General features: G+C 28.6%; 12 protein-coding genes. 11 read left to right on the top strand and 1 reads right to left on the bottom strand.

Features of this window, described 5'->3' with window-relative positions:
- Positions 1–167: 167 nt before the first annotated feature.
- The 9 genes from ACYUEW_RS08660 to ACYUEW_RS08620 all read left to right on the top strand — a co-directional run bounded on the left by ACYUEW_RS08660 (position 168) and on the right by ACYUEW_RS08620 (position 10,073).
- The gene (locus ACYUEW_RS08660) at positions 168–1,898 is read left to right on the top strand and encodes an ASKHA domain-containing protein (protein ID WP_003486494.1); all 1,731 of its coding nucleotides are present in this window, start codon (positions 168–170) and stop codon (positions 1,896–1,898) included.
- An 89-nt stretch (positions 1,899–1,987) separates the two neighbouring features.
- A complete protein-coding gene (locus ACYUEW_RS08655; RefSeq protein ID WP_460276589.1) occupies positions 1,988–2,917 on the top strand; it encodes a GTP-binding protein in 930 nt (309 codons plus the stop codon).
- 23 nt (positions 2,918–2,940) lie between these two features.
- Positions 2,941–3,813: a methylcobamide--CoM methyltransferase gene (locus tag ACYUEW_RS08650; RefSeq protein WP_042385182.1), complete on the top strand. Its 873-nt coding sequence runs from the start codon at positions 2,941–2,943 to the stop codon at positions 3,811–3,813.
- 31 nt (positions 3,814–3,844) lie between these two features.
- Positions 3,845–4,507 (top strand): corrinoid protein, encoded by a 663-nt coding sequence (locus ACYUEW_RS08645; protein WP_096044093.1) that lies wholly within the window; start codon positions 3,845–3,847, stop codon positions 4,505–4,507.
- A 92-nt stretch (positions 4,508–4,599) separates the two neighbouring features.
- Complete coding sequence (locus ACYUEW_RS08640; RefSeq protein ID WP_460276588.1) at positions 4,600–5,622, top strand: methylcobamide:CoM methyltransferase MtbA; 1,023 nt, start codon at positions 4,600–4,602, stop codon at positions 5,620–5,622.
- Positions 5,623–6,410: 788 nt separating this feature from the next.
- Positions 6,411–7,481, top strand: coding sequence for a uroporphyrinogen decarboxylase family protein (locus ACYUEW_RS08635; protein WP_163201319.1), 1,071 nt, complete (start codon positions 6,411–6,413; stop codon positions 7,479–7,481).
- A 22-nt stretch (positions 7,482–7,503) separates the two neighbouring features.
- Complete coding sequence (locus ACYUEW_RS08630) at positions 7,504–8,466, top strand: methionine ABC transporter ATP-binding protein (protein ID WP_460276587.1); 963 nt, start codon at positions 7,504–7,506, stop codon at positions 8,464–8,466.
- Position 8,467: 1 nt separating this feature from the next.
- Positions 8,468–9,124 carry a methionine ABC transporter permease gene (locus ACYUEW_RS08625; RefSeq protein WP_072584494.1) on the top strand — a complete coding sequence of 219 codons (657 nt, stop codon included), beginning with the start codon at positions 8,468–8,470 and terminating at the stop codon, positions 9,122–9,124.
- Positions 9,125–9,254: 130 nt separating this feature from the next.
- Positions 9,255–10,073, top strand: a complete 819-nt coding sequence (locus ACYUEW_RS08620) for a MetQ/NlpA family ABC transporter substrate-binding protein (RefSeq protein ID WP_043031845.1) — start codon at positions 9,255–9,257, stop codon at positions 10,071–10,073.
- A 211-nt stretch (positions 10,074–10,284) separates the two neighbouring features.
- Here the strand turns inward: ACYUEW_RS08620 and ACYUEW_RS08615 are convergent, their stop codons facing one another.
- The gene (locus ACYUEW_RS08615) at positions 10,285–10,866 is read right to left on the bottom strand and encodes an MORN repeat-containing protein (RefSeq protein ID WP_003486477.1); all 582 of its coding nucleotides are present in this window, start codon (positions 10,864–10,866) and stop codon (positions 10,285–10,287) included.
- A gap of 504 nt (positions 10,867–11,370) precedes the next feature.
- Between ACYUEW_RS08615 and ACYUEW_RS08610 the strand changes: the two genes are divergently transcribed.
- Positions 11,371–12,390: an NADH:flavin oxidoreductase gene (locus ACYUEW_RS08610; protein WP_460276586.1), complete on the top strand. Its 1,020-nt coding sequence runs from the start codon at positions 11,371–11,373 to the stop codon at positions 12,388–12,390.
- 327 nt (positions 12,391–12,717) lie between these two features.
- Positions 12,718–13,740, top strand: coding sequence for an aspartate--ammonia ligase (asnA, locus tag ACYUEW_RS08605; RefSeq protein WP_042385177.1), 1,023 nt, complete (start codon positions 12,718–12,720; stop codon positions 13,738–13,740).
- Positions 13,741–13,805: the final 65 nt, after the last annotated feature.

The raw sequence follows: 13,805 nt of genomic DNA, 5'->3' as shown, positions 1-13,805 counted from the left end.
TTATTTTTCATATAAATATTTTATCCGATGACTACCCGCTCTAATACTCCCATCTTATTTAAAGTGGGAGTAAAAACTCCCTCTGAAACCAAGAACTCTGTTTATAATTGTAGTTTTTATTTCAGCAAAGAAAATACAATTAATTTGATATAGAAAGAGGTAATTTTATGGCTAGGATTACTTTTATAAAGAAACAGTTGGAAATAGAAGTGGAAAACGGTACAAAACTTATAGAATGTATAAGAAAAGCAGGTCTTTATATTGAAGCACCTTGTAATGGAAAAGGTAAATGTGGTAAATGTAAAGTTATAGCGAGAGGTAAGCTTTCGCCTAAAACAAAAGAGGAAGAAAAATTTACAGAAGAAGAGAATATTAGGCTTGCGTGTATTTGTGAAGTAAAGGGTGATGCCCAAATAGAATTAATAGAAAAAGATAAAAATAAAAAATTAAAAACTATTAATAAGGGTTTTTCTATAGAAACAAAATTGGATAGTAAAATAAAAAAAATAGAACTAAAAAATGTAGACGAAAAGATTAATATACCTTATAAAAATACTTTAGATTTTACCATAGAAAAGTTAAGTGTTTTAAAGAGAATAGGGGAAATAGAAAAAAGTAAGGAAAAAGAATTTTGTGGGGTAATTTATAAAGAAGAACTGATAGATATAATACATAAAGAGGATAAAGTCTTAGCTGTAGCTGTGGATATAGGAACTACAGGTTTATCTGCTTATCTTTTAAATTTAGAAAATGGACAAATTTTAAATAAAATATCAGATTTAAATCCTCAGACGGAATACGGAGGAGATGTATTATCTAGAATAACTTATTGCATGGAAAATAAAGATGGCATAGAAGTTTTATCTAAATGTATAAGAAAAAAAATAGATTCCATGGTACAAGAATTAATAGGTAAGAATTATAAAAGAAAAAGTGTATATGAAATAGCTATAGCAGCTAATACTACCATGCTTCATCTTTTCACAGGAGTTAGTCCAAATACCATAGCCAAAGCACCCTATAGATCTATATTTTTAGACCAATTAGAAATAAAAGCTAAGGATATGGATATAAAAATAAATGAGGAAGGAAATGTTATATTATTACCATCATTATCTTCCTATGTAGGGGCCGATATTGTGGCGGGTATTGTGGCTATAGATTTTCAAAATAAAAAACATCCAGCCGTATTTATAGATATAGGAACTAATGGTGAATTAGCAGCTATTTATAAGGGAAGTATGTCAGCTTCATCTACCGCAGCTGGACCTGCCTTTGAGGGGATGAATATCTCCTGTGGTTCAAGAGCTGAAGAAGGAGCTATAGATAGTTTTTCTATAGATGAAGAATATAACATTAAATATTCAACTATTGGCAATGAAGAGGCTAAAAGTATTTGTGGTAGTGGACTTATGGATGTTATGGCAGCATTAATAAAAAGTAAAGTAGTTATGACTAGTGGAAGATTTAATAAAAATATGCCAGATAATTTAAAAGAAAGATTAAAAGATAAGAAGTTTTATATAACAGAGAATGTTTATATATCTCAAAATGATATAAGACAAATGCAGCTGGCTAAAGGCGCAATATCTTCAGGAGTTACTATGCTCTTAAAAGAAATAGATGCTAATATTGAGGATATAGAAGAGGCAGTAATTGCAGGAGCCTTTGGATATCATATAAATCCAGAAAGTATAAAAATATTAGGAATAATACCGAAAGGTTTTAAAGGTAAAATAACTTTTGTAGGAAACTCCTCCATAGAAGGAGCAAGATTATCTTTACTAAATAAGGATATTTCAAAAGAGATGGTAGATATAAGAGAAAGCATAAAAGTTATAGAACTTTCCACCAGGGAGGATTTTCAAGATTATTTTGTAAAGGCTCTAAGTTTTTAATGATATTTTAGAACTTATAGTGTTTTACTAATAAAAACAAAATATAATTAAAATTGTAGCATTAGGTAAATCTTAATGGAGTGATTAAAATGATAAAAGTAAATTTAATTTCAGGTTTTTTAGGAGCGGGAAAAACTACTTTAATAAAAAAGATTTTGGGAAATGTGAAGGAAGAAAAAGTAATAATAATAGAAAATGAATTTGGGGAAGTAGCTATAGATGGAGACTTAATAAAAAAAGAGGATTTTGATGTATTTGAATTAAGAAGTGGATGTATTTGTTGCATGATGAAACAAGACTTTGAGGATTCTCTACAAAAGGTAATAGAAGAATACAAACCGGATAGAATAATAATAGAACCTACAGGGATAAGTTCCCTAAGTCAACTTTTAGATATATTAGAAAAGGATAATTTTAAAGACAGGATTAATATTAACTCAGTAATAACTGTAGTAGATGGTACAAGCTATTTAGAGGAAAAGGATGCCTTTGGAGAATTTTATATGGATCAAGTAAAAAATGCAAAAACATTAATAGTGAGTAAAACTCAAATAGTTGATAAAAGTACTCTAAAAGAAGTAAAAGAATCCTTAAGGGAGTTTAATGAAAAAGCCCATATAATAACATTGCCCTTTGAAGAATTTAATAAGGAATATATACTAAATTTTTTAGATGAAGATTTATTAAAGGATATGGAAAGAGAGCCTGTAGAGGTTATGATATCTACAGAGGATGGATTTGAGAGTTTAGGGGTAAAAACTAATAAAATATTTGAAATGAAGGAAATAAATGAGATTATTAGTAAGTTATTTACTAGGGAATATGGGAATGTAATAAGAATAAAAGGGTTTTTAAAAGGGAAAGAAGAAATAATTCAAATCAATTGTACTAAAAAGGTTCATAACATAGAAACAGTTAAAGGCAGAGAAGAATTAAAGATTTGTATAATAGGACAAGGTCTATGTAAAAATGAGATAAAATCTTTGTTCAGAGAAAAATATAAAATAAAAAAGATATAAATATTTTTTAAGGAGTAATGATAATGGATTATGATGTGAACTTTAAATGTGTTTTAGATACAGGAGAAGAGATACCTAAAGAAGCAGTAAAAATGGCAGGAGTAAAATTTCCTGATGTACATAAAAATGCAAAAGATATGGCAGTACTTTCTAAGAGTATAAGAGAATATAATGAGGATCTTTTTTCTATAGTACCTTTTTGTATGACAGTGGAAGCGGAAGCATTAGGAGGGGAAATAAATTTAGGAGATGAAAAGGCTGGCCCTAGAGTTTCAACTTATACTTTTAAAAGTATTGAGGATATTAAGGGATTAAAGGAAATAGATTTTGAAACTAAAAGAATGGGAGAGGTTTTAAAATCTGTTGAGATATTAAAGAAAGAAGGAGAAACTGTAATAATGGATGTACAGGGACCTTTTACTATAATAAGTTCTTTAATTGATCCAAGAATTTTTTATAAGGCAGTAAGAAAAAATAAAGATGAAGTAGAAAGACTTATGGAAATAGTAGAAAAGAGCTCAGTGGAATTTATAAAGGAAGGAGTAAAAAGAGGAGTAGATATAATATCCTTTGGAGATTCTGCTGGAACTTTAGATATATTAGGACCAAAAATGTATAAAGAATTAGGTGGAAAATATACCTACAATGTTTTAAAAGAAGCTAAAAATTACCTAGAAGATTCTATAATTCATCTTTGTGGTATAACTTCATCTTCATTAGATAGAGCAGGATTTATAAAGTCAAATCCTATAGAAGTACCAGAAGGAATCACTTATGGTCAGGCACTAAACTATATTATAAAAGAAAATAAAGATGTAAAAATATTAGGTCATAATTGTTTAAGAAAGACCGCTAAACCAATGAACAAATCCGTAGTTTGGGAAATAAAATTATAATTATAATAAAAATATTAAGGAGGAAAAGTAAATGAGTAATGTATCAGAAGAATTAATAAAAAAATTATCAGAATCAGTAGTAGAAATGGAAGAAGAGGAAACAGTAGAACTAGCTAAGGAATGTATAGAAAAAAATATTAGTGCCTATGAAGCTATAGATAAGGGTCTTGCCAATGGGATGAATAGAGCAGGTGAATTATATGAAGAAGGAGAATATTATATTCCAGAATTATTGATGTGTTCTGATGCTATGTACTCAGGATTAGAAATTTTAAAACCCCATTTAAAGAAGAATGATTTGGGGAAAAAGCATAAAATAGTTATAGGAGTAATACAAGGAGATACCCATGACATAGGGAAAAATTTAGTTAAAATAATGATGGAAACAGAAGGATTTGAAGTGGTGGACTTAGGAAGAGACGTGCCACCAAAAGATTTCGTAGATAAAGCTAAAGAAATAGAAGCGGATATAATTTGTATGTCTACCCTTATGACTACAACTATGGATGGTATGGAAGAAGTTATAAAATTATTAAAAGAAGAAGGAATAAGAGAAAAAGTAACGGTAATGATAGGAGGAGGTCCTATATCTCAAAATTTTGCAGATAAGATAGGAGCAGATGTGTATACAACAGATGCTTCAAAAGCAGCAAAATATGCTAAAAAAATAGTAGCAGAAAAAGTTAAATGTTAGTAAAAATTATACTTAGAACAATAAATAAGTTTTTACAGAATATATTTAATAAATAATGTAAGGAAAAATTTAAAACATATGAGGTGCAGCAAATGTTAACACCAAAAGAAAGATTAAATTTAGTATTGAAAAATAAAGAGGTAGACAGGCCTCCCTGCATATGTCCAGGCGGAATGATGAATATGATAATAGAAGATTTAATGGATATAAGCGGATTTAAATGGCCAGAAGCCCATGTGAATCCAGAGATTATGGCTAACTTAGCTATATCAATGTATGAACAGGGAGGATTTGAAAACTTTGGAGTACCTTTCTGTATGACCATAGAAGCAGAAGCTATGGGAGCTACAGTAGATTTAGGAGATAAAACTACTGAACCTAGAGTTATAAAGTATCCCATAGAATCCGTAGAGCAGTGGAGACAATTAAAAAAAATAAATTTAAATGAAGGAAGAGAAAAAGTAGTTTTAGATGCTATAAAAATTATAAAAGATAGAAATTTACCAGTGCCCATAATGGCAAATTTAACAGGCCCTATAAGTGTAACATCATCTTTAATGGAGCCTATGTATTTTTATAAAGAATTAGTTAGAAAAAAAGATGAAGCACACAAATTTATAAATTTTGTAACAGAAAATTTAATAGAATTTGGGAAAGCTCAACTTTTAGCAGGAGCTAATGTTATAACTATATCAGATCCAAGTGGTACAGGAGAAATTCTAGGACCAAGATTGTTTAAAGAATTTGTAATACCTTATCTAAATAGAATAGTAGATGAACTTAAAGACTACACAGATGGAACAATAATACATATCTGTGGAAGATTAAAAAGTATATACAAAGAATTAAATGATTTGCATAGTGATGTGGTAAGTTTTGATTCTATAAGTAGTGTAACTCAAGTTCTTAAGAATGTACAAAATAAAGCTGTAATGGGAAATGTAAGTACATTAACTATACAAAATAGTACGAAAGAAGAGGTAGAAAAACTAGCTAATGCTTGCATGAATTTAGGAGTGGATATACTATCACCAGCCTGTGGCATAGGAACCAAAAGTCCTATAGAAAATGTAAGGGCAATGGTAAATGCAGCTAAAAAAAGAAACGTAAAATAAGGAAATTACGACTTAGAGGGAAGTTATACTACCCATGGTTTAAAAAAGGGATATGTGGCTAGAAAGGCAACTCACTTCAATAAGAGATTCTAACTTGTTTTTTCTTAAAATATATGGTTCCAAATTATAACTCGCTGAACACTCAGACAATAATTTGGAACATACATATATTTTGAAAAAACAACTAAGAATCTCTAATCTTGTTCAAATGCCTTTTACACCACATATCCCTATTTTTTAAACCACGGGAAGCTAGAATAACTCTTTAAAAATAATTTCCTATGTGGTAAAGAGGTACAAAAGGAAGATTTTACTCCACTACGTTCTGTAAAATACACAATTATATTTTCCTTTTTAAGATATTTATACATTATACGTATATAAAAAATTCTCATTATAGCTATCTATTGACTAAAAGTATTTCTTGTTTTAGTACCTTTAAAGGTTGGTATAATAATTTCCTACTGAAAGAAAAATAGTGGAGAGTATATAATTTAAAAAGTCATACTCTGTATTCTGTTTAGTTTCTTTTGCACTTTAATAAGAGTGTTATACGAATTTTTTATAGGAAAATATTCATCTATTAGAATTTTATATAATTGTAGAAAATTTATTATTCCAATGCTAAAATACAAAAATGGAAGGAACAATGGCGAATTTAGTATTATATTAAATTAAAAAAATAAAAATTCTACTTTAAAATATAAATATATTAAAAATAAATATAAAATAAGTAAAAAAAGAATAGAAATTTAATATATAAAATTTGAAAGAAAGGTATGTTAACCATGGATACTTTTAAAGATGAAATGACCGCAAAGGAAAGATCAGAAGCTTATTTTAAAGGAGAAGAAGTAGATAGATTGCCCTGTGCTATTATGTTTGAGGAAACAGCTGCGGTATATGCGGGTATAAGTACTAAGGAATATTATTTTGATGCGGATAAAATGCTACAGGCAGAAAAATTTAAAGTAAGAGAGCTAGGAGCAGAAAGTGCAGGAATTAACGTAACCTTAAGAGGTATGGGAGAAGCTCTTGGTAGTAAGATGGGTTATCCTAGTGATAGAGCCTCCTATTTAATTGATCCAGTATTAAAGGATTATAAAATGTTAGATAATATGGAGGTAGTAAATCCTTATAAGGATGGAAGGTTACCAATAATATTAAAAGCATTAGGTAAAATAAAAAAAGAGTTAGGTAATGAAGTAAATATAGGTAGTGGGGTTTCAGGACCTATTAGCGCAGCTTCTGCAGTTAGGGGAACAAATAACCTTATGAGGGATTTTGTTAAGAATAAAGAAGGTATACATAAATTATTAGATTTTATGACTGAATGTAATTTAGCTTTTATTAAGGCAGCCTATGAGGAATATGGATTAGTATGTGGCATAGGTGATCCTTTGTCCTGTGGTAATTTAATAAGTGGTAAACAGTTTGAAAAATTTGTGGAGCCTTATCTTAGAAAGACCATAGATGGAATATATAAGATAACAGGTAAAAAACCATCTTTGCATATATGTGGAAAAACAAAGCATATATGGAATAATTTGAGTAGAATGAATATATCAACTTTCAGTGTGGATAATTGTGAGGATATAGGGGAACTTAAAGATTTGCTAGGGGATAAAGTATGTATAGTAGGAAATGTGGATCCTGTTTCTGTCATAAGGAATGGAACTGTAGAAGATGTATACAATACTGTTAAACTATGCATAGAAAAGGCTGCGGACAGCCCTAAAGGATATGTAGTTGGATCTGGTTGTGATATACCTGGTGGAGCTCCAGTGGAGAATATAAGGGCTATGATAGAAGCCACTAAAAAGTATAGTAAGGGTATTAGAATAGGTAGAGGAATTTAACTTAAGAGGAGATGTAATATTAATGATAGAAATATCAAATTTACAAAAATTTTATGGTGATACAGAAGTTTTACGTGATATAAATGTGGAAATAGATAAGGGAGATATATATGGCCTTTTAGGAGTTAGTGGAGCAGGAAAATCTACGCTTTTAAGATGTATAAATGGACTTGAATCTTATGAAGCTGGAAGTCTGAAAGTAAATGATGTAGAAGTAAAAAAATTAAATGAAAAAGAACTTAGAGCCTTTAGAAAAAATATAGGAATGATATTTCAACAGTTTTCTTTACTTGAAAGAAAAACTGTATATGAAAATGTAGCATTACCTATGGAGTGTTGGGGATATAAAAAGCAAGATATAGATAAAAAAGTAAAGGAATTATTGGAATTAGTAGAATTAGGAAATAAGATAAAGTCTAAACCTAGAGAATTAAGTGGTGGACAAAAACAAAGAGTTGCTATAGCAAGAGCTCTTACCTTAGATCCACAAATATTATTATGTGATGAAGCTACATCAGCTTTAGATCCTAGTATAACAAATTCTATTTTAGAATTGCTTAAGAAGATAAATAAAGAATTAGGTATAACTATTGTAGTAGTTACTCATCAAATGGATGTAGTAAAGCAGGTGTGTAATAAAATGGCCATATTAAGTAAGGGCAATTTAGAGGCAAAAGGAAAAGTAGAGGATATTTTCTTGGACAAGCCTAAAGTTTTAGAAGAACTCTTAGGGGAATTAAAAGACAATGTAATACCAAAAAAAGGGATAAATATAGAAATAATAGAAAGAGAGAACATTCAAAAGGGTTCCCTTTTATCTAGTTTGGCTATAGATACAAAGGTTAAATATTCTTTAATATGGGGTGGAACAGATAAGTATAGAGACAAAATATTAGGGTCTTTTATTATAAATATAAAAAATGATGATAAATCAAAGATTATAAATTACTTAAATGAAAAGCATATTGAGTGGAGGGAAGTATAGAGTGAATGAGATTACAACTTTGATGAAACAAATAATTCTTCCTAGTTTATGGGAAACCATATATATGATAATAATAGCAACTATTTTATCTGCTGTAATTGGGTTTATATTAGCTATAGTATTAGTAGTAACAGATGAAAAAGGCATTAAGCCAAATAAAATAATTTATGGTATATTAAGTGCCATAATTAATGTATTAAGATCAGTACCCTTTATTATTCTTGCAGTAGCTATAATACCTTTTACAAGAAGTGTTGTAGGAACATCCATAGGAAAGGATGCAGCCATAGTTCCCTTAATTATAGCTTCAGCACCCTTTATAGCCAGATTAATAGAAAGTAGTTTAAAGGAAGTAAATCCAAGTTTAATAGAAGCAGCTAAATCCTTTGGAGCTTCAAATATTCAAATAATATTTAAAGTAATGGTAAAGGAAGCTATTCCATCTATAAATTTAAATTTAACTTTAGCTACAATAACAATATTAGGATTAACAGCTATGGCAGGAGCAGTAGGAGCTGGAGGCTTGGGAGCCGTTGGACTTACTTATGGGTACCAAAGTTTTAATGATACTATAATGTATACCACTTTAGTTTTATTAGTAATAATAGTTGGGATTATACAATTTGTGGGAAATATTATATATAAAAAATTAAAATAAATACATAATAATCTATTTAAAAAAATTTAAAGCTATAGTTAACTTAACTATATTTTTAAATAAATATATACATAGAAAGTAACAGTCCATATAATTTAATAAATTTTACATATTTAAGGAGGATTTAAAAATGAAAGGGAAGAAAATAGTCAGTATTTTAGCAGCTATAACATTAACATTGGGAATGGTAGCCTGTGGAAACAGTTCATCTAAAGATAAGGAAAAAGCCACTGAAACATCAGGAGATAAAAAGGTAATAACTATAGGAACATCAGTTATATCAAAGGATGTTTTAGAGGAAGCTCAAAAAGTATTTAACAAAAAAAGTAGCAAATATGAAATGAAAGTAAAAGTATTTGATGATGCAATAACACCTAATATGGCAGTTAATGATGGAAGTATAGATGGTAACTTTTATCAATATCAAGATTATATGGACAATTTCAACAAGGATAGAGGAACAAAATTAAAAGCATATGGTAAGCCAGTTTTTGCATTCCAAATAGGATTATATTCTAATAAAATTAAGAAAATAAATGATATTAAGGATAAAATGACTGTTGCAGTATCTAATGATAATACTAATAGAGCTTTAGCATTAAAATTATTAGATAAAGAAGGAATAATTAAACTTAAAAAAGGTGTAGAAGTACCAAACACTTTAGATATTGTTGAAAATAAACATAATTTAAAATTTGTCGAAATGGAAAGATTAAATTTAGCAAATGCATTAAACGATACTGATATGGCTATAGTTATGGCGGATGTTATGCTTAAAGCGGGTAAGGATTCAGAAAAAGCTTTAGCTTTTGCTCAAGAAGAGGGTATTGTATTAGTACTTAAAGAAGACAAAGAATGGGCAAAGGAAGTAGAAGAAGCTTTAACTAGCAATGAGGTTAAAACATTTATAAAAGAGAAAACAAAGGGAACAAAAACCCCTTTATTCTAGGCTAAATATTTTAGGATAATCACAATTCCTATTGTTAAATACAAAGATACCTCTGAACTGTTATAGTTTAGAGGTATCTTATTTTTAGTGGATTTTAAAGTTATTTTTATCTTTTATGATAAATTTATATTAAGAAAAAAGTGTATAACTTGTTAAAAGTAAAACTATTTTTATAGTCTAAAATAGCAAAAATTATGTAATTAAATGATTCTTAAATATTAGAATTTTCAACTCTCTCATCATTTTTATATTCACCAATGAAAATTTCACCATTAGAGTGAATGTACATACCTTTTCCATGTCTTAAATCATTTACCCATTGACCAATATATTTATCTCCATGGTTGCAAACATAAACTCCATGTCCATGACGAAAATCACAAATCCAATCACCAGTATAAACATCACCATCGGACCAAGTATAAATACCCTGACCGGATTTTAAATCATTTTCCCAATATCCAACATAACTTTCTCCATCAGGCCAAGTATATATGCCATATCCATGTTTTTCATCATCTTTCCAACTACCAGTATATTTTTCACCAGAAGCCCAAATTAAAACACCTTCACCATGCATCATGTTTTCTTTCCAGTAACCTACATATTTAGTTCCGTTAGTGTAAGTATATGTACCAAAACCATGCATTTTCCCATCTTTTCTCTCACCTTCATATACTCCACTATGACTATGATGATGTTCATTAGAAATAACAGCTTCAGATGCTGTAGCTTTAACACATATAACATTCAATTCATGATTTTTAGGATTTTCTATTTTAAATTTATTCATATTATATACCTTACCTTTCTAATATTAGTTATATTTATCTAATTTTTTAATATATTTATATAAATGATTTTTCATTTCATTTAATAATGAATAGCAAGTATAAAATATTATATCATAAAATACTGAAAACAAGATACTAAAAATCAATAATTTTATTGATTTTTTAGTATCTGAAAATCTTATTTAATATATTCTGTATGTTTGTTTTAAGAAGCTATTTTATTTTAATAAGTAAGTAAAAATTAAGTTCATTAATATTAATATAATTTAAGATTTTTGTATATGAAAACAGGCTAATCATAATCATAATTTCTAATATTGGGTACAATAAATAAATTTTAACAATAGAATCTTTTAAAAAATAGAGGAAGAGTTAATATATTTAAAGTAATATATAAGAGATAGTTAAAAAATCTGTTTTAACTCCTTTGCTGAAAGTTCAACATTAAATCAAACTATGCTAATATAATAATATAGAATTGAAATAAAACAGGGGGAACTTTTATGAAAAGTTTATTTGATAAAACCTGCATAAAAACAATGGAACTTAAAAATAGATTTGTTCGTTCAGCCACCTGGGAGGGCATGGCCACAGAAGAAGGACATATCACGGAGAGATTACTTAATTTATATGAAGAATTAGCAAAGGGTGGAGTTGGATTAATAATAACTAGTTACACTACTATATTTGATTATGATAAGCCAAGTCTTAGAATCCTTGGAATTTATGATGATAGCTTTATTAAAGAACATAAGCTTTTGACAGATATAATTCATAAATATGGAGCTAAAGTATTAATGCAAATAGTCTTAGGAGAAAATTATATTAATAATGAAACCGGTAGTGAATTTTACGGATTAAGTGAAAATATTCCAGAAGATGATATAAAGGCTATAGTAAAATCTTTTGCTGAGGCAGCTAAAAGGGCTAAAGAGTCAGGTTTTGATGGAATTCAAATTCATGGAGCACATGGATATTTTTTAAGTAGAACATTAAGTCCTCTTTTTAATAAAAGAAAGGATAAATACGGTGGTTCAGTGGAAAAGAGAGGTGCATTAATACTAGAAGTTTATGATAAGATAAGAAAAACAGTAGGAGAGGATTTTCATATATCCATAAAAATTAATTGTTCTGATTTTGAAGAAGGAGGAGCAACCTTTAAGGAATGTGAATTTGTTTGCAGGGAACTTTCTAAGAAAGGTATAGATTCTATAGAAATCAGCGGTGGAGGAACAATTTGGACAGAAACTAATAAAAAGGAATCTATATATAAAGAGTATGCTTCCAAAATAGCAGAACAAGTAGATACTCCTATAATTTTAGTTGGTATGAATAGAAGTTATAATAATATGGATCAAATATTAAACAATAGTAAGATAGAATATTTTTCAATGGCTAGACCTTTTATAAGGGAACCAGATTTAATAAATAAATTTGAAAAAGATGAAAATAGAAAAGCTAAATGTATATCCTGTGGGAAATGTTATGGTGAAAATGGAATAAGATGTATATTTAATATGTAAAATAAATATAAGGATGGAGAATTCAAGTGAAATTCTTCATCCTTTATTTATGTAAACATTATTTTAAAACATAGCAAATTAATATTTTAAAAACTAAAGGGTGATAATTACTAAAGTATTAAACAAATACTATAAAAAATTGATATTTTATTAAAAAATATATTGACTTAATGATAAAATTACGATAATATCTAATATATAATTAATAAATTGATTTTGGATATAATAATCATAATGTTAGTACTAATAGGTAATTATTTAATCCTAGATATAAGACTATAGGGTTTATGTAAAATAATTTTGAAGAAAGTTTTAGGAGGGAAACATATGATAAAATTTAAAGATAGATTAATGATACCTGAAGGATATGAATCCACATTAGGAATAAGAGAAACAGAGGTTGCAATAAAAAAGGTTAAAGATTTTTTTGAAAGAACTTTAGCAGAAAAGTTGAACCTTACAAGAGTTTCAGCACCTTTATTTGTAAGAAAAAATACAGGTATGAATGATAACTTAAATGGAGTAGAAAGACCAGTAGCTTTTGATATGAAAGATCTAAAGGAAGAAATGATAGAAATAGTACATTCTTTAGCTAAGTGGAAAAGAATGGCTTTACACAGATATGATTTTAAAGTTGGTGAAGGTCTTTATACAGATATGAATGCCATAAGAAGAGATGAGGATTTAGATAACCTTCATTCTATATATGTGGATCAATGGGATTGGGAAAAAGTTATTAAAAAAGAAGATAGAAACAAAGAAACTTTAAAGTCTATAGTTAACAAAATATATAGTGTATTTAAGGAAACAGAGAGAGAGATTTGTAGCCAATATGAGGGATTCAATGAAATATTACCAGAGGAAATATGTTTTATAACTTCTCAAGAACTCGAAGATACTTATCCGGATTTAGATTCAAAGGAAAGAGAAGATGCTATAACTAAAGAAAAGGGAGCAGTATTTTTAATGGAAATAGGGGGAGTTTTAGCCTCAGGAGAAAAGCATGATGGAAGAGCTCCAGATTATGATGACTGGACATTGAACGGAGATATATTATTTTGGAATCCAGTATTAGAAAGAGCCTTTGAATTATCTTCTATGGGTATAAGAGTAGATGAAGAATCTCTAGAAAAACAACTTAAAATAGCAGGTTGTGAAGATAGAAAAAATCTAGAATTTCATAGATTGCTTTTAGAGGGTAAATTGCCATATACCGTTGGTGGTGGAATTGGACAGTCAAGAATATGTATGTATTTTTTAAGAAAAGCACATATAGGGGAAGTTCAAGCATCCATATGGCCAGATTTAATGATAGAGGATTGTGAAAAAGCAAAAATCAACTTGCTATAGTATAACAATAGAATAAATTAAGTAATTATTAAATGATTATAAGGTTTAGATGGAGTTCTATTATG

It is taken from the genome of Clostridium sp. CTA-1, assembly GCF_054768215.1.
This window is presented reverse-complemented; position numbering and strand designations above follow the sequence as displayed.